14 protein-coding genes and 2 pseudogenes are annotated in these 16,767 nt (G+C 44.6%); 4 read left to right on the plus strand and 12 right to left on the minus strand.

Features of this window, described 5'->3' with window-relative positions:
- Positions 1–15: 15 nt before the first annotated feature.
- Entirely contained in the window at positions 16–219 is a 204-nt protein-coding gene (locus AACT23_RS01765) for a CPXCG motif-containing cysteine-rich protein (protein WP_010320526.1), read from the minus strand.
- 157 nt (positions 220–376) lie between these two features.
- Positions 377–1,243, minus strand: a complete 867-nt coding sequence (locus AACT23_RS01770) for a fructosamine kinase family protein (protein ID WP_017042505.1) — start codon at positions 1,241–1,243, stop codon at positions 377–379.
- Positions 1,244–1,647: 404 nt separating this feature from the next.
- Here AACT23_RS01770 and AACT23_RS01775 point away from each other — a divergent pair, with 404 nt between their 5' ends.
- The gene (locus AACT23_RS01775; protein ID WP_026027237.1) at positions 1,648–1,989 is read left to right on the plus strand and encodes a DUF3802 family protein; all 342 of its coding nucleotides are present in this window, start codon (positions 1,648–1,650) and stop codon (positions 1,987–1,989) included.
- An 11-nt stretch (positions 1,990–2,000) separates the two neighbouring features.
- Here AACT23_RS01775 and AACT23_RS01780 read toward each other — a convergent pair whose 3' ends face one another.
- Positions 2,001–2,513 (minus strand): C40 family peptidase, encoded by a 513-nt coding sequence (locus AACT23_RS01780; protein ID WP_017042506.1) that lies wholly within the window; start codon positions 2,511–2,513, stop codon positions 2,001–2,003.
- Positions 2,514–2,571: 58 nt separating this feature from the next.
- Between AACT23_RS01780 and AACT23_RS01785 the strand changes: the two genes are divergently transcribed.
- Positions 2,572–4,647, plus strand: coding sequence for a methyl-accepting chemotaxis protein (locus tag AACT23_RS01785; protein WP_094127597.1), 2,076 nt, complete (start codon positions 2,572–2,574; stop codon positions 4,645–4,647).
- Between the two features lie 37 nt (positions 4,648–4,684).
- On the opposite strand, the gene AACT23_RS01790 is transcribed toward AACT23_RS01785, so the two are convergent.
- Positions 4,685–5,476 carry a sterol desaturase family protein gene (locus tag AACT23_RS01790; RefSeq protein WP_094127600.1) on the minus strand — a complete coding sequence of 264 codons (792 nt, stop codon included), beginning with the start codon at positions 5,474–5,476 and terminating at the stop codon, positions 4,685–4,687.
- A gap of 92 nt (positions 5,477–5,568) precedes the next feature.
- On the opposite strand from AACT23_RS01790, the gene AACT23_RS01795 reads away from it, so the two are divergent.
- Complete coding sequence (locus AACT23_RS01795; RefSeq protein WP_094127603.1) at positions 5,569–6,300, plus strand: tRNA-uridine aminocarboxypropyltransferase; 732 nt, start codon at positions 5,569–5,571, stop codon at positions 6,298–6,300.
- A 156-nt stretch (positions 6,301–6,456) separates the two neighbouring features.
- On the plus strand, positions 6,457–7,368 hold the full coding sequence (gene nagK, locus AACT23_RS01800) for an N-acetylglucosamine kinase (RefSeq protein ID WP_017047631.1): 912 nt from the start codon (positions 6,457–6,459) through the stop codon (positions 7,366–7,368).
- A 78-nt stretch (positions 7,369–7,446) separates the two neighbouring features.
- Here nagK and AACT23_RS01805 read toward each other — a convergent pair whose 3' ends face one another.
- The 8 genes and pseudogenes from AACT23_RS01805 to AACT23_RS01840 form a co-directional block, all read right to left on the minus strand.
- On the minus strand, positions 7,447–7,722 hold the full coding sequence (locus AACT23_RS01805) for a DUF2960 domain-containing protein (RefSeq protein WP_026027239.1): 276 nt from the start codon (positions 7,720–7,722) through the stop codon (positions 7,447–7,449).
- A gap of 198 nt (positions 7,723–7,920) precedes the next feature.
- Positions 7,921–8,433: pseudogene (gene mobB / locus AACT23_RS01810) on the minus strand (molybdopterin-guanine dinucleotide biosynthesis protein B); the annotation flags it as partial.
- Positions 8,430–9,017, minus strand: a complete 588-nt coding sequence (gene mobA, locus AACT23_RS01815) for a molybdenum cofactor guanylyltransferase MobA (RefSeq protein WP_026027998.1) — start codon at positions 9,015–9,017, stop codon at positions 8,430–8,432. The gene mobA and the pseudogene mobB, both read right to left, overlap by 4 nt.
- A 268-nt stretch (positions 9,018–9,285) precedes the next feature.
- Positions 9,286–10,341 carry a ferric ABC transporter ATP-binding protein gene (gene fbpC / locus AACT23_RS01820; protein WP_017044718.1) on the minus strand — a complete coding sequence of 352 codons (1,056 nt, stop codon included), beginning with the start codon at positions 10,339–10,341 and terminating at the stop codon, positions 9,286–9,288.
- Between the two features lie 17 nt (positions 10,342–10,358).
- The gene (locus tag AACT23_RS01825) at positions 10,359–12,455 is read right to left on the minus strand and encodes an ABC transporter permease (protein ID WP_026027999.1); all 2,097 of its coding nucleotides are present in this window, start codon (positions 12,453–12,455) and stop codon (positions 10,359–10,361) included.
- Between the two features lie 109 nt (positions 12,456–12,564).
- Entirely contained in the window at positions 12,565–13,599 is a 1,035-nt protein-coding gene (locus AACT23_RS01830; protein WP_013856874.1) for an ABC transporter substrate-binding protein, read from the minus strand.
- Between the two features lie 126 nt (positions 13,600–13,725).
- Positions 13,726–15,056, minus strand: a pseudogene (gene uhpC / locus AACT23_RS01835) (MFS transporter family glucose-6-phosphate receptor UhpC).
- Between the two features lie 87 nt (positions 15,057–15,143).
- Complete coding sequence (locus AACT23_RS01840; RefSeq protein WP_094127606.1) at positions 15,144–16,763, minus strand: MASE1 domain-containing sensor histidine kinase; 1,620 nt, start codon at positions 16,761–16,763, stop codon at positions 15,144–15,146.
- Positions 16,764–16,767 lie beyond the last annotated feature (4 nt).

Genomic DNA, 16,767 nt, shown 5'->3' on the forward strand with positions numbered 1-16,767 from the left:
CCAAGCGCTCACTTTTTAAAAGATTTGTTCATCATCGGCATCAACAAACAACTCTATTTTGTCTAAACGTTCATCGACCATCATATTGAGATGAATCGCATGGCAACAGGCGGGGCAATCGTCATAAAACTCTTGGCTACCATTTGATGCATCTAGGGTGATCCTAATGGAATGACCGCAGTGAGGGCAGTTGACCATTCTTTCCGTATAATTTTTCATATCTCTTTCCTTACATCCTTGGAGATACCTTAATACTAAGTCGCTAAGTTCCTTTAAGCGGCAAATTAAGTTCAAACTTTGAATTGGCCCATAAAACAACAAAAGAGCCATTTATTAAGGCTCATTTGTTGTCTATACAGCTCGGTTGTCTACACCGTTAAAAGGAGAGGATTTTCTTGATCAAACTTTCCGCTTCGACCAGATAGTGGCCACCAAATTGATTGTAGTGATTGAGGACATGATAGAGGTTATAAATATTCTTACGTTCCACATAGTCCAAACTCAAAGGTAAGATACTCTCATAGCCTTGGTAAAACTCAGGTTGAAAACCTTCAAATAACTCTGTCATTGCGATATCGCATTCACGATCACCCCAATAACAGGCAGGATCGTAGCAAATTGGACCAAATACCGAGTTTGCCACATTCCCGTGCCACAAATCTCCATGCAGCAGAGATGGGCGAGGGCTATGGTTAGCTAAGCGAGATTGGACAACATCGACCAACTCGCTGATATTGAACAACTCAATTCCTTTTTCACGCAACAATTGCAATTGCCAGCCGATACGTTGTTCTGCAAAAAAGCGACCCCATTTTTTGTCCCACGGATTTGGCTGCAAAGTGGAACCAATATAATTGTCTGCATCAAACCCATACTCTTTTTGTTCTCCCCATTGATGCAGTTTGGCCAGTTGTACACCGAACTCATAGCTGTTCGTCGCGTTATCTAGGGGTTTGGTTGGTAGATAGTTTAAAACAATGAACGCATGATTTTTACTGGTTCCAATCATCACTAGCTCGGGAACCTGTACTGTTGACGTTTCACGAAGCGAACGTAGGTTTTCACCCTCAATCTCAAACTTAGCTAAGAAGTCTCGTGTGTTTACTTTAACAAAATAGCGTTGCTCGCCATCGCTGATCATGTAGCAATCACTAATGTCACCACCGCTGACTTTTTCTTTTTCAACAGGGTTAAATTCAAACATGAGCGTATCGGATAACTGCTGAATGAGAGTTTGCCACATAACGACCTCTGCCTTGATTTACTTAATAATTCGTAGTTTAGGTCATGGTTACGAATATTTCAGAAGTGCGTGACACATAATTTAGCCACTTTCCTTTTGAGGGAGCACCAATGCTCATAAATGTGATTAAGTGCAAGAATTTGCAGATGCGAATACAGAAATAGTATTAAAAATAACGCTATATTTTCCATAAGTTGATCTTGCTTAGGTGCTAGTAACCCAATTTATAGGATGGCGTATCCTACTTTGGGGAAAATAAATGCTCGTGAAATAGATGCTTATCAAGAAATCGCGGGAATTTTGAACGTCTAAACTATCAAATCTGTGAAAATGGGCTGACATGGCTTAGTATTATTGAAGGTACAGTGATTACTAGCAATTTAGCGGTAAAGCGGAGAATTAAAGTGGTTGTAGAAACCGATGGTTATTTGGCTCTGATAGAGCATCTCTCTTTTAATATGGATGTGTTCACATCAGGCGGAGATATTGGCGCTGAAAGTGTAGAAGATGTTGTGACCGACATGGTTTCAAGCAACATCATGGCTATTTTTGAACAAAACCCTGAGCTACATTCCAGTGTTCGATTCCAGTTGCTCAAAGAAGCCGATTCTGTAGTGGAAGATCTTGGTGAAGTATTGGCGGGTGTTTGGAGTAAACCTGCGACCAATGAACAGATCCTTTTTCTTGATGAATACATCGCCTTAGTGAAGAATCTGTTCGATACTGCCGTTGCGAAGTACGACTAATTGAAGTATGACTAATCAGAGTTAGGCGGGCTTATAATCCGCCTAAATTGCCAGAATTTAGAAGCCCAATAGGGGTTATCGATTCTTGAGATCATCACACCTTTAGACGTAGAGGCGTGCATGAATTTTTTGTCTCCTAGATAGACTCCAACATGATTGCTCGTCCTTGATGTTCTAAAAAAGACCAAATCCCCGCGCTGCGCATTTTGATAATTTACCTCAAACCCCGTTTGACTCTGTGAGCGTGTGGTTCGTGGTAGAGGGATCTGCCATACATCTTTAAACGCTATTTGCACAAATGCTGAGCAGTCGACTCCGTTCAATGTTTCACCACCTAATCGGTACGGCACTCCTTGCCAGCGCTGAAAAACCGTGCCTAATCCATCGTCTTTATCTTGGACAATTGACAGAATCTCTTCTTGAGTAACATAAGTAGGGCCAGAATTGGACGAAATAGGCGATCCTACGCAACCCGTTAGCACACTAGTTATTGATAATGCGAAGAGTATTGGACTTTTAATCATTTATCATCCCAATGAAATGTAACTGAAACATTTTTGAAATATTGCATTCCTACTATGGTTGAGCCTTAACACATTCTCTAATCACTTAGTTGCATTTATCATGAATTCCTCAATAAATAATCGACATTCACTGTCGTTGATTCAAACCATCAGTGCCATTTTCATCACGATGACGTTACTGGTGGTCCTTTTATCCATCACCAGTTTAAAAAGCATCGATAAGGTAGGGCTACAGTTTTCTGGATTGTCTGAACAAACACTACCTTTGGCATTAAATAATGCAAGGTTGACGCAAAATATATTAGAACAAGTACAATCTCTCGGAGATGGCATCCGCACAACGGAATCGGCAGAATTAGAAGCGGTAAACCAGCAATTAAGCCACTTAAACCAGCAGACTGACCAACTTACTGACCAGCTTTTCTCCATCGCTACTCGTATCGGTAACGCGATTACTCAAGATCATCAAGTGTCGTTACGCAGCAAAAGTGCGGCATTTCAGCAGCTCACCTATTCTATTTTATCAACGCAGGCCTCTTTGCTTGAACAGCAGAATGCTATCGATAACGCCGCCACCGCGTTTCGTTACGGATTAAGCTCCATTGGACCGGAGATGAACCGGATCAGTTCATTTCTCGCATTAGATAACCCGGAATCGATGGATGCGGCTAACCGCTTTATTGCCAGTGCAAGTTCGATGGAAAGTACCTTCTTACTGTTAATGATGCAAAACGATCCTGAACAGGCCAAAGTGCAATTTAAGGAAATCCGTAATCGCATGGCGGGAATTGAGCTAGCCTTTGATGATTTTAAAGAGTGGCATCCTGATGTTATGGAGTTTGCGAGCCTGACGGCACCTTATGAAATGGTTAAAGCGGGTTTTGTTGAGCATGGCATTTTAGCACTGATCTTAAATAAAATTGAGCAAGCACAGCAGCAGCGACAAGAAATGGCACAAGCTGCGCAGCTAGCCAAAGACACGGTAGCACTGCTAAATACGATTTCTGCCACCGCAAGTGAGTTGATCAAACATAGTGAGAACGTGGTTCATGACGCAATGCTAATGGTTAAGCAAGTACAATATACTGGCGGCATTATTCTGGTCGCTTTGGTTTTACTTGCATGGCTAGGGTTACGCCACTGGCTAAAGCTGGGGCTGAATAACTTATTGGCCAAGCTTGCATTATTAACTCAACACGATTTTTCTCAACCCGCTCGCTTGATTGGCCCGAGTGAATTTAAAGAAGTTGCTCTACAACTAAACCAAGTTATTGAATCAACAAAATATTCAATTTCTACCGTAACGCGCAATTGTGAAATGCTCTACCAAAATGCCGAAACCAGTCACGATGCAGCCGATAAATCCAACCGCAGTTTAGCCGCACAAAATGATTCGTTGGTTAACATGGTTTCCACCGTGAGTGAGTTGGAATCGGCGATTCGGAGTATCGCGCTTGTGACCAGTGAATCTTATGAAGAATCAGTGGCTGCCAGCCAGTTTTCTACGCAAGGGGTGAAAGTAGTGGAACAAAACCGTGTTCGCTTGGAATCTCTTGAAAATACACTGCATTTAAACGATGAAGCAATGCACGAGCTTGACCAGCGCGTGAAGAAAATTCGCGAGATGGTGGATATGATCAGCGGTATTGCTGACAGTACCAACTTACTGGCGTTGAACGCCGCGATTGAAGCGGCAAGAGCTGGCGAACAAGGGCGCGGTTTTGCGGTTGTAGCCGATGAAGTACGCAAATTGGCCAGCGATACATCACAGCAAACCACCAATATCCGAGACATGATGAATGAACTCACCAATGCAACGCAGCGCTCTCGTCAAGCGGTATCGGATTCGCGCCAAGAGATGAGTAATGCGCTGCAATCGAGTCAAGAAGTCAAAACAACATTTGAGCAGATAGAAAAAGCAGTGGAACAGATTCGTGCTCGAGTTGAGCAGATAAGCGTTGCAACAGAAGAGCAAGAGCGAGCGACGGCCGATGTAAGCCAATCTATCAGCCATGTTTCATCGCAAGGTGAGCAAACCAAATTACAGCTTGAAGCCATGGTCGAAAGTTCAGAGCAGGTAGCTGAAGTTGCGGGTGAACAGCAGGCTATGTTGCATAAATATACGCTCAACTAGCTTATCCAGTGCGAATTTCTGTATTTTCATGACGTTGTCACTTTTTTCTAAATGGTTGGGTAAGCATTTTATCCAACCACTGCTCACGCTTCTCTCGAAAGAGTGGTAGGCCGATAATGACCTGCTTATGGCCCAATTCTGGCTGCGCACGATAAGTACGAAATAGCCGATCCCAACATGACAAGAAAAAACCAAAATTGGAGTGAGTTTCTCGCACAATGACAGAATGATGCACCCGATGCATGTCAGGTGTCACCACCAACCAGCGAAGCCAACGGTCCATTTTCAACGGTAATTTTGCGTTACTGTGGTTAAACATCGCGCTCGCATTGAGCACAACCTCAAATATCAATACCGTGAATGGGCTGACACCCAAAATGATCACGCAAGTGATTTTGATCCACAAAGAGAGAATCATTTCGAATGGGTGAAACCGCGAGCCAGTGGTCACATCAATATCTTGATCAGCGTGGTGCATGCGATGTAAACGCCATAACCAAGGAGAGAAGTGAAAAAGCACATGCTGGGCGTAAATCACGCCATCAAGAATAATCACTGACAGCGCAATTTCAGCCACTTGTGGTAAATCCACCCAATTAAAAAGACCAATCGAGTCTTGCTGCGCCCAATAAGCCGCTTCAATGGCTAACACTGGCATCAATAGCGATAAGCACACGCTATTTAAACCAACCAAACCTAAATTATTCAGCCAGCGAGTGGCTTTACTTTGGGTGAGTGTTTTACGTGGGCAAGACCATTCCCACAGCGCACAAAGCATAAATACAGTGAAAAATACGCTCAAACGGATCAATTCAGGGTTCAGGTTCATGCTTAATGGCTCATCTTCAATGGTCTTGTGCTAGGAATCTGCTTGTACTGTAAGTACAATCGGCAGCACTTTCCAGCTTGCCGCCCTGATTTATGAGAATCCACGCATTTAACCATTTGTTCCAACATCGCTTAGCGTTATCGACCAAACCTTTTCAAGCTCGTGGTGCGAAAGTTGAACGTTGCGCCTATTGTCAGGTCGCCACGCAATACTGCTTATGCGGCCATCAACCGGATATGGATACGGATATCGCAGTATTACTGCTGGTTTCTGAAAGTGAAGTGTTTAAACCCAGTAATACTGGTCGACTAATTGCCGATGTGATTAAAGAAACTTACGTTTATCAGTGGAATCGCACCGAACCTCACGCGGAAATGCTAGCACTGTTGAATAATCCCGCTTATCAACCAGTCGTCATTTTTCCCGAAGAGTATGTGGATGAAAAGCCTCGAGTAATACAAAGCCCTCCCAGCGCGCACGATAAACGCAAACCACTGTTGATATTACTTGATGGAAGCTGGCGCGAGGCAAGACGAATGTTTCGTAAATCACCTTATTTGGATGCGCTTCCGGTGATGTCTATCGCACCTAAAAGCGTATCGCAATATATGATGCGTAAATCTGATAATGAGCAGCATTTATCAACGGCTGAAGTGGCGTCATTGGTATTGGCTGAAGTGGGTGAGCATCAAGCCTCTCTGCTATTAAGCCAATGGTTTGAAGTGTTTCGGGAAAGTTACTTGCTGAGCAAAACCCGCCTAAAGCATGATTTGAGCAGGCCAGTCTTGAAACGTTTCATCGACCAGCAGCAAAGCGAGACGTGACTCTAAAGTTGATCGATTCGGTGATGAGTAATTGTTCAATCGAACCTATAGACCAGATAAATTGGTACTCGGTCACGGATTGTAGGCTGAGCTCTGTGGATAATGCCCAAAGTTTTATTTTTAGCTCATTGATGAGCAAATTTTAGGAGAGATTGCATGTACTACGGCTTTGATGTCGGTGGCACTAAAATTGAGTTTGGTGCGTTTAATGAGAAGTTAGAACGCGTAGCAACGGAGCGCGTTCCTACCCCAACAAACGACTACAATCTGCTAGTTGAAACCATTGCGCAGTTGGTGAGTAAATATGACGCGCAATTGGGTGTGGAAGGTAAAATAGGCCTTGGCCTACCAGGTATGGAAGATGCTGATGATGCTACGGTATTAACCGTCAACGTTCCTGCTGCAAAAGGCAAGCCGTTACGCGCTGATTTAGAAGCAAAAATTGGCCGCAGCGTGAAGATTGAAAACGATGCAAACTGCTTTGCGCTTTCTGAAGCATGGGACGATGAGCTGAAAAATGAGCCTTCGGTTATGGGCCTAATTCTCGGCACAGGTTTTGGTGGCGGCCTTATCTATGAAGGGAAAGTGTTCTCTGGTCGTAACCACGTCGCGGGGGAGTTTGGTCATATGCGTCTGCCTCTTGATGCATGGTTACATCTTGGCGATAACGCGCCGATGCTCGGCTGTGGTTGTGGCAAGAAAGGATGCTTAGACAGTTATCTCTCTGGCCGCGGTTTTGAGCTATTGTACGAGCACTATTATGGCGAGCACAAAAAAGCGATTGATATCATTCATGCCAATGAAGCAGGTGAAGCGAAAGCCGTTGAGCATGTTGAGCGCTTTATGGAACTACTTGCCATCTGTTTTGCCAACATTTTCACAGCCAATGACCCACACGTTGTTGCACTCGGTGGCGGTTTATCAAACTTTGAATTGATCTACCAAGAGATGCCTAAACGCGTACCGAAATACCTGCTTTCTGTCGCGAAATGTCCGAAGATCATCAAAGCAAAACATGGTGATTCAGGCGGCGTACGTGGTGCGGCTTTCCTTAATATCAAATCATAAAATCAAACAAAAAGGGCCTATAATCAAACGGGCCCTTTTTATATCAGTCAAAAGTTAACTCTTTAACCTAAGTTCTGTTTATTTGGTGTTAGCGCCTTTTTTACCCACACCTACGTTTTCTTTTTGTTGCAGTGTTAGCTTGCTAAAACCTAACTTTTTAAAGTGGTTATCGCGGTAATTGCGTACCGCTTTTGCGTCAGAAATCATTTCCAGCTGCTGTTCCATTTTTAAAAAATCAGTAATATCAATACCTTCTGCTTCGGCTACTGCTTCTTGAATGTTGTGATGCTTTTCGTAAGAAAAAGTCAGCGTTTTATCTTCATTTTTGTAAGTGTACAAAATGGTGCGAGCCATGATCATCTCTCTAAAATCGTCATTCCCAATTTCGGGAAAATAAACAAAGGCTGATCGCTTACTATCAACCGATTGAAAATGGGGGCGTTGGTAGCGCTTAAACATGACTAACCAACATGTAATGGGCTAGATTTTGCCTTTAAGTGGGATAATTGTCACGCTTTCACCACCGAAATAGCGCAGGATATTTCATTTACAACGCTGTACATATTCAATCACAAACGCCGCTATTGCATCGAGATCATTGATGTTCATCTGTGGTAAAGCACTTTTCACAACTTCATCCGCGGCGATAGCGATGATATTTTCATCATTTGGATATAGCCAAGGTTTACCTACTTCAGCACGGTGCAATTCAATTTTTGGAAAGGTGAGGTTTTTACACCCTTCAACTAAAATTACGTCGAGTTTATCGCAATCAAAGCGAGATAAAAGATATTCGAAATCGGGTTCGGCTTCTGGCGTTTCAGTCATCATGGCATGACGATAGCGCGATGCAACTAACATCTGGCTTGCCCCCGCTTTACGCAGCCGATGGCTATCTTTACCTGGTTTATCAATATCAAAATCGTGGTGCGCGTGCTTAAGTACGCCTAATGTTAGGCCTGCTGCCCTTAACTTGGGCAACAAAGCTTCAAGCAGGGTTGTTTTTCCTGTGCCAGAGTAGGCCGCAAAACCAAGTAAAGGGCATGAAGGCGCTTGATATTTCATGATGTCAAAGTTCCAAATTGTGCCAGATCTTGAGGCGTGTTGAGGTTCAAAAAGCAGTTTGGCGAGTCGCTAAAGTCAACGTAATCTGTGTGGCATTCTTGATAAAGACGGGTGATTTTTCTCTCGCCACGTTCTAAAAATGCAGTCAGTGTTGGCAGCACACGTTGGTGAATAAGGGTGAATACGGGTTGAGCGAAGTGACCATCATGGGCGACTAAAATATCATGCGAGTCTTGAGCTGCATGGCAAAAACGCGCAACAAGATCGTCATTGATCAACGGGCAATCGCAAGGGACAAATCCGACCCAATCGGTTTGTGCATGGGTTAACCCTGCCTGAATTCCAGCGAGTGGACCGGGATAATCAGCCATGGTATCGGAAATGACAGGCGCAAACTGACGATACTGTGCATGGTTACGATTAGCGTTAATCGTCAGGTTAGTAGATTGCGGCTTAAGCTTATTCATGACATGTTGAATCAAAGGTTGGCCATTGAGTTCAATCAGCCCTTTGTCTTGTCCACCCATACGGCTGGCTTGCCCACCCGCTAAAATAACCCAACTTGTTTGTGTGGGAAGTAACATGAAATGTCTCTTAATTGTGCGATGAGAAGAGCGCCGTACAGACAAGTTAAACTCATTGATTGAGCATCACTCGCCCATTTTTAGTGGCGACAAACCAAGGTAAGGATGATAACCCAACTCATGCCTTGGTGCTAACTGGCTGATGATTATAACCAATCTCACTTGCGCGGGTGGATCTTTTTCATTGCTCTCGTTAAGTTGTTCATTGCTCTCACTAAGACACAAACGCCTCCATTAGTTTGGAGGCGTTTGGTCAAGCTAGGCAGTATTAAGCATCTTCAGGTAGTAGGAATAACCCCACGGGGTTGATCGTCAGGTAAGGGTGATCAGCGTAACTGGGGTCAAATTGTGACGAGTTGAGTTGCAGTAACAGCTCTTTGTTGTGCCATTTAACCAACACTTCATACATCGACCCCATGTAAGCAATACTGGTAATTTGACACTGTTGGCAGGCATCACCGTCCGCGCAGAGCAAAATAGCTTCTGGTCGAACACCAATTTGATAATTCCCCGCAGGCAAAGCCGTGACACTGTCATCATTAGCAGGGATCTTATAGCCATTGATGATCAGGTATTCACCATCATATTGACCCTCAAAAATATTGGCTTCGCCCATGAAGTTGGCCATAAACATCGAGGTTGGGTGCTTATACAGTTGAGTTGGTGAGCCCTGCTGCATGATGTCGCCATCTTTCATCACAATCACAGTATCAGAAACGGCAAAGGCCTCCGCCTGATCGTGCGTCACATACAAAGAGGTGATATTAAAACGCTGTTGCAACTCTCGAATAGTTTCACGCATGCTGCGTCTTAAATTGGCGTCCAAGTTACTGAGCGGCTCATCGAATAGCAATACCTTAGGCTTAAGCACCAACGCGCGAGCGAGCGCTACTCGCTGTTGCTGACCTCCTGAAATTTGGTCAACGTAACGTTCTCCAAAGCCTTCTAAATCGACTAATTTCAAGGCTTCATCCACTCGCTGTTTTACTTCATCTTTACTCAAGCCAATCATTCTTAGGCCGTAACCTACGTTGTCATGTAAGGAAAGGTGAGGAAACAGAGCGTAAGATTGAAACACCATGCAGATGTCACGTTGCTGGATGGAGGTACTCGTGACGTCTTCACCATCAATAAAAATTTGGCCGCTGGTTGGTTTTTCGAGCCCTGCGACCAAACGCAGCACGGTCGTTTTTCCACATCCTGAAGGGCCGAGCAGTGTTACAAGGCTGCCTTTTTTGATTTCTAAATCCAAATTACCAATGACGGTTTTATCGCCAAAACGCTTACAGACATTCTTTAAAACAACAAAGTTTTCATTTTCCATGGTGATATCTCCAATGGTTATTCTTGGTTATTGGCTTTAGAACGAGAAACACGTGCCTCGCCAACGATAAAATCAAAAATTAAAATAATAGCCAACATCACAACAATCAAAATCGAGCCATATGCGATCGCAACGCCATACTCACCATCTTCTACACGATTCAGGATGTAAGACGTTGCCACCCGTGTTTCTGGTGTCACCAAGAAAATAATGGCGCTGACGGTCGTCATTGCTCGAACAAAGCTGTAAATCAGTGTTGAGAGAATTGCTGGTCGTAATAACGGTAACAGAATATGAGTAATGGTTTTAAAGGAGTTAGCCCGCAAACTGAGTGACGCTTCATCGAGCGATTTATCAAGCTGGCCTAGCCCTGCAATACCTGCGCGAATGCCTACTGGCACGTTACGCATCACCATGGAAATCACAACAATGGCCGCGGTACCGGTGAGGTAAATAGGCGCATCATTAAATGCAAGAATGTAAGATACCCCCGCAACCGTGCCCGGAACGGCGAAGCAAAGCATGGTTGCAAACTCAATCACTTTCTTACCGTAAAATTGCTGACGGACAACGATATACGCAATCAACAGACCAAAGAAGGCGGTTAATGGCGCTGCAACGCCGGCATAAATCATCGTCGTGATAAGTGATGGCCAAGCACCTTCACTCATTCCCATGCCAAACAGATGAATATAGTTTTTAAGCGTTAAACTGTAATCTACACCCCAGTTCACGGTGAAGCTGCCGAAGATGATGCTACCATAAAGCAAGATGTTAAATGCCATCCAAAAATAGAGCAGTGCCGAAACCGTATGTTTAAGTAAGGTAGGCAGCGCTTGCACATCGCCACGATATGATTTGCCGGAAATGGTGACGTATGAACGCTTTCCTATCCACAGATATTGGACAACAAAGATCGCCAATGAAAATAGCAGCAAGACGGCCCCAAGTGTGCTGGCGGAAGCGTAATCTAATTGAGCTCCTGCGATGTAGAAGTAAATCTGAGTGGCTAACACATCGAAACTGCCCCCAAGTACAAGCGGGTTACTGAAGTCGGCCAGTGATTGGACAAAGATGATTAAGAAACTGTTGGCCAAAGCAGGTTTGAGCAATGGCATGACAATTTTAAAAAAAGTTTGATAACGATTGGCTCGAAGTGTGTAGGACGCCTCTTCCAGTGATGGATGTAGGGATTTCATCGCGCCATCTAAAATCATGAATGACATAGGAGCAAAGGCGAGCACTTGTGCCATCCAAATGCCTGTAAAACCATACAGCCAGTTTGTCTGTTGTAACCCAAACCAATCCACCATGAGTTCGGTGATATAACCGGAGCGCCCAAGCATTAAAGTCACCCCAAGCCCAACGACAAAAGGGGGAGTCACAATGGGAAGAATAGAAAAAATTCGCGCAATGAAAGCGGAGCGAGTGGCAATGCGTGTGGTATAGATAGCAAAGATCAAACCAAAGAAAGTGGCACCTATACCCACAGATACGCCAAGCAGTACGGAGTTCCAAACAATTTGTATGATCTGCGCTCGGCTCAAAATTTCAATGAATTGCCACGCAACAAAGTTCCCCATTTCATCTTGGAACATCGGTACAAAGATGGCGATACTCGGAAAGATAATAAAAATCGTGATCAAGAGAATAATCGAGATCAGAGCACCAATCACGAAGCTGTCACCGCCCAAAAACTCAAGACGAGCCAATGCCAATGTCATGACAGCACTTAAGGCAATAAATAGTGCAATGGTTGAATAACCTAAACCTTGCTGGGTATACCAAGAGCTGACCAACACGAAAAACATGCATGCCGCTGAATAACCGATATCAAAATAGTGACGGTGTTTGGCGTACTTATTACCTGCATAGCAAGGGCGAATGAGAAGTACACCCGGAAGCGCAAACCATAACCAAGAAATATTGGCACGGCTCCAACCCATAGCGGCATAAAACTCTTGCGATGTTGAATCAAACACTCCGTAATCAAGTGCAAAAGAGGGCAACAGCACAAACGCACACAATAACGTCAGGATCCAATAAAAAATCGGGTCCCTATGCGAGGTTTTTAGCGGCCGATGTGGTGCAGTGCCTGCTGTAAATTCATTCATTTTTCTGTACCAAAGTTATTTGTAGCCACACGGTGATAAGCCTGGTATTGGCTTTATAAAAAGGGCAGTAGGCACTGCCCATCGAGGCTAAGACAAGGGAATGCGTTGGCTATTCGCCCATTTTTACAACATTAACCCACTTATTAATCAATCGTTTACGTTCATCAGAGGACCCATAGGTATCCATGTCATAATCGATCAAGGTTAACTTTTTAGGGTCGAGGGCGTTGGGGGATTGTTCCGCTTGAGTGTTAGTTAAAATTTGGAAAGATTGACCTTCTTTCCATGCCAGCTCTTGTCCTTCTTTTGACATGACCCAGTCAACAAACCGTTTCGCGTTATCAAGGTTACGCGACCCTTTGATAATGCTCACACCACCAATTTCATAACCTGTACCTTCACAAGGCGAAATCAGCTCCAGCGGTGCTCCTTTCGATTGTTCGAGTGAGTAGTCATGCAAAAAACCAATACCAATCGCAATTTCACCACGCGCTGAGTTACGTGAAGGGGTAACACCTGATTTTGTGTATTGAGAGACGTTTTTGTCGAGTGCTTTGAAATAATCAAAGGCTTTATCTTCATCCCAAAGTTGAATGAAGGTGGCTAATGCGGTATAGGCAGTCCCCGAACTTTGTGGGTCAGAGATTTGAATCTCTCCTTTGTATTCAGGTTTGGTTAAATCATTCCAGCAGCGCGGGATCGGTAATCCTTTTTCAGCCAAACGTTGAGTGTTCACCCCAAAACCTAAAATACCCATATAAACGGCCGAAGAGTAGTTCCCTTTGCGTTTCGCTGGATCTTTAAATCCATCCATAATGAATTCAAGCTGCGGGGATTGGTAAGCGTGTAAGAGATCCATTTCACCCGCCTGTGATTGAGGATCCAACGTGCCGCCATACCAAACATCCGCGCGTGGGTTCTTCTTCTCTGCTTCGATTTTGGCCAGCGTGCTGCCAGAGCCATTGCGAACAAAAGAGGTTTTTACGTCATATTTATCAGAAAAGGCTTTAGTCGCTGTCTCGCACATGGCGTTAGTGGCACTGCAATAAACCACGAGTCGGCCTTCAGCAAATGCTTGAGGCGCGGCAAGCGAAGCACCGAGAATGCAGGTAGCAAGTACACTGCGAGGTAATCTATCTTTCATGTCTGTTTCCTCTTGTTATTTTCATTACTTAACGTAGACGTAGGGCAGCGTTAAGTTTCATCACATTCCTGTGATTTCGTTTTTGCTGCATGACACAGCGAAATCAGAAAACAACGTGAGGAAAGGTTATGACATAGTGACGGCATTCCCTGCACGCTGCTGCGCTTTTAAAAAGGGCAAAATCAGTAATCCAATCAGTGCGGCTGAGAGGGTAATGACACTGAAAAATCCTTCCCAACTAAATTGTTCAATAATGACAGCCAATGGGTAACTGGCTAACGCTGCACCAAGATAGCCAAATAAGCCGACAAAACCGGTCGCGGTTCCAGCCGCATCCTTGTGCGAACATTCAGCGGCGGCCATTCCTATCATCATTTGCGGACCAAAAATAAAAAATCCGATGGAAAAGAAGCAGCCCGACAACACCACAAAGTTGTCAATCGGTGTTAGCCATAACGCGGCCACTGAAATGAAAATGCCTAGCGCAAAAATCAAGTTCATCGGCGCTCGATTGCCTTTAAAAAATTTGTCCGAGCCCCAACCACCAAATAGCGATCCTAAAAATCCTCCGACTTCAAACATCGATACGGCAGCGTTGGCCGAAAAAAGCTCATAACCATGCCGTTCAGTGAGGTATAAATTACCCCAATCATTTAGCGCGATACGCACCACATACACCAGTAGATAAGAGCTACATAACAGCCAAATGTACTTATTCCCTAGCACGTAACGACTTAAAATTTGGCGAAATGGCAGCCCTTTACCTTCAGATTCATGGCGCTTTTCTAATTCATCGTTACGCCACTCACCCACTGGAGGTAACCCTAACGTTGTGGGCTTATCTTGCATGCGAAAGCAGAGCACTAAACCAACGATGATCGCCAAGCAACCCGGTGCAATAAATCCGTACCGCCAACCAAAAGTCACAGCGATAAAACCAATGCTGATCGGAATGAGTGCGCCACTTAAATTGTGGCAAGTGTTCCAGATAGACCACCAAAACCCACGTTCAGATCGGGAATACCAAGTGGTGAGCAATTTAGCGCACGGCGGCCATCCCCAACCTTGGAAAAAGCGTTCAATGTCCAAAGCACGGTAAATGCGGCTAGGGAAGAGCTCAAACCAAACAGCACATTGATCACGCCCGTTGCAACCAGCCCCAAACCCATGAAATAACTCGGTTTTGATTGGTCGCTGACCATGCCAGAAACAAACTTTGACAAACCGTAGGTCATGTAAAAGAGCGTACCAAGCAGACCAACATCGGAATGTTCAAGCCCGAGATCAGTGAGCATCGCAGGCATGGCAAAATTGAGACTTTTGCGTGTGAAATAAAACACCCCATAGCCGACGTACATCGATAACATTAAATGCAAGCGCCAGTAACGATAGGTTGCATCAATGTCCTGTGGTTCTATAGGTGCTGATGTCGGTTTTGAAATCAGAAAACCCAGCATGCTTTGTTTCTCCCTAGTGCTAAGAGATGGTATCGGAGTGATTCACCAAATGAATGAGACAAAGTTATAAGTGACTAGGAAATTTTCCTAGTTTGTTGATATTGTGAGCGGTTTTGTGGGCAAGTTAACAGTTATGCGCGTCCCAAGCGGTATTTGGCTATGCTGCGATTCAATTAAAAATGTGCCACCCAGTGCGCTGACGCGTTCTTCGATGCCGAGTAAGCCTTGGCCTTTGCTGCGCCAATCGGAAGCTAAACCAATGCCATTATCACGCAGCTCGACACTGAACATGTCACCGGGAACAAGGCTTAATTGCACGGCTGATGCTTGTGCATGTTTGCACACGTTATTAAGCAGCTCTTGAATAATTCGATACAGTGTAACGGCCGTAATGTCATCTAAACGCTCTGCAAAAATTCCGAAATTCAGACGAAAATCGACGTGTCGTTCCGCAAATTTCATTTCACTTGCAAGCTGCCGAATTGCGCTCTCAAGCCCCAACTCATCAAGCGCATGAGGGCGAAGATCGGTTAATAATTGACGTGTCGATGAGTGAATTCGTAGCGCGAGCGTGTTGATCGTCTCAGCGATGTTGGTTTGTTTTTCATTTTGTGCCAAGCGACTAGCGAGCATGGATTGGATCTGTATCGCGGTGATATTTTGGCCAATTTCATCATGCAGTTCGCGTGCAACTGATTTTCGGATTTGCTCTTCAACCTTGACTAATTGCCGAGCCAGTTGCTGTTTGTTCGCGAGTTCGATTGCCAGCTTTTGGTTAATTTTAGCTAAGCGTTGCGCCAAGAAATATTGACGGCTAATCGCAATACCAAGCCCTAAACCAACAAAAGCCTGCGTCGCTATAAAACTTTGTAGTTCAATATCGGATTCAAATGAACCTGTCATTTGCCGTGCCGTAGCAAGCAAAATACTGTTCATTAGGCTAGCCAATACGCCGCCTTGCCAACCGTATTTATAAGCCATAAAAATATTGGGAAGCAGGAAAATGAGCAGGGCGATCGGTTTGAGCTGCTCTAGCAAGGTTAACTCCGCGATCAATCCGCCACTAAAAAAAAGCAAACACCACAGCAACGCAGAGGGGCGAAGTGTTACGTCCTGATGAATAAGATCGGGTGACAGTGGTCTCCAGATCTGCTGATGTAGATAATCGTACAGGAGAAATAAGAACGGAGTGAGCAGTATACCGCCGGTCAGAGCTGAAACGGTCGCTTGTGCCACGTAATGCAGTTCGAGGTTGAGCGGTTTGACCAACAGCAAAACCGAGCTCCCACATAAGATGCCGTAAACGACCGTCAACCCGGTAAGCGCCAACAGTTTTTTCCAATAAACGTGCAGTGATGTCCAGAGAGATTGAAAGGCAATCGCCAGCCAATAAGCGATCAATGCAAACAGCAGTAATAGATATTCATGAGCAGCGATAGCCAACACATGCCCGAGCAACGCCACTATAGCCATTTCGCATAAAGTGATCCCAAGCCAAAAACGACGTGGTGCAAGAGCGAGTGTGGCCAGCTTTAAGCCTGTGGGCAAAAACAGACCAGCCAGCAATAAATCAGGAGTTAAGTAGCGGCTGATGTTCCATAAACAAAACCAACCAATTGAATACAAAACGCATGCAAATGCATAGCCAAAGCCAGAGGAGAGAGACAACCGAGGTAAAGCTTCAGAAAATCGGTGATGAAAATGCATAGTC

The organism is Vibrio sp. V09_P4A23P171 (genome assembly GCF_963875615.1).
Classification (GTDB): Bacteria; Pseudomonadota; Gammaproteobacteria; order Enterobacterales; family Vibrionaceae; genus Vibrio; species Vibrio anguillarum.

What these genes read in the sequence shown, in the direction of transcription:
- AACT23_RS01765 (WP_010320526.1), bottom strand. Translation starts at nt 219, where the DNA reads ATGAAAAATTATACGGAAAGAATGGTCAACTGCCCTCACTGCGGTCAT.
- AACT23_RS01770 (WP_017042505.1), bottom strand. Translation starts at nt 1,243, where the DNA reads ATGTGGCAAACTCTCATTCAGCAGTTATCCGATACGCTCATGTTTGAA.
- AACT23_RS01780 (WP_017042506.1), bottom strand. Translation starts at nt 2,513, where the DNA reads ATGATTAAAAGTCCAATACTCTTCGCATTATCAATAACTAGTGTGCTA.
- AACT23_RS01790 (WP_094127600.1), bottom strand. Translation starts at nt 5,476, where the DNA reads ATGAACCTGAACCCTGAATTGATCCGTTTGAGCGTATTTTTCACTGTA.
- AACT23_RS01795 (WP_094127603.1), top strand. Translation starts at nt 5,569, where the DNA reads ATGAGAATCCACGCATTTAACCATTTGTTCCAACATCGCTTAGCGTTA.
- nagK (WP_017047631.1), top strand. Translation starts at nt 6,457, where the DNA reads ATGTACTACGGCTTTGATGTCGGTGGCACTAAAATTGAGTTTGGTGCG.
- AACT23_RS01805 (WP_026027239.1), bottom strand. Translation starts at nt 7,722, where the DNA reads ATGGCTCGCACCATTTTGTACACTTACAAAAATGAAGATAAAACGCTG.
- mobA (WP_026027998.1), bottom strand. Translation starts at nt 9,017, where the DNA reads ATGTTACTTCCCACACAAACAAGTTGGGTTATTTTAGCGGGTGGGCAA.
- fbpC (WP_017044718.1), bottom strand. Translation starts at nt 10,341, where the DNA reads ATGGAAAATGAAAACTTTGTTGTTTTAAAGAATGTCTGTAAGCGTTTT.
- AACT23_RS01825 (WP_026027999.1), bottom strand. Translation starts at nt 12,455, where the DNA reads ATGAATGAATTTACAGCAGGCACTGCACCACATCGGCCGCTAAAAACC.
- AACT23_RS01830 (WP_013856874.1), bottom strand. Translation starts at nt 13,599, where the DNA reads ATGAAAGATAGATTACCTCGCAGTGTACTTGCTACCTGCATTCTCGGT.
- AACT23_RS01840 (WP_094127606.1), bottom strand. Translation starts at nt 16,763, where the DNA reads ATGCATTTTCATCACCGATTTTCTGAAGCTTTACCTCGGTTGTCTCTC.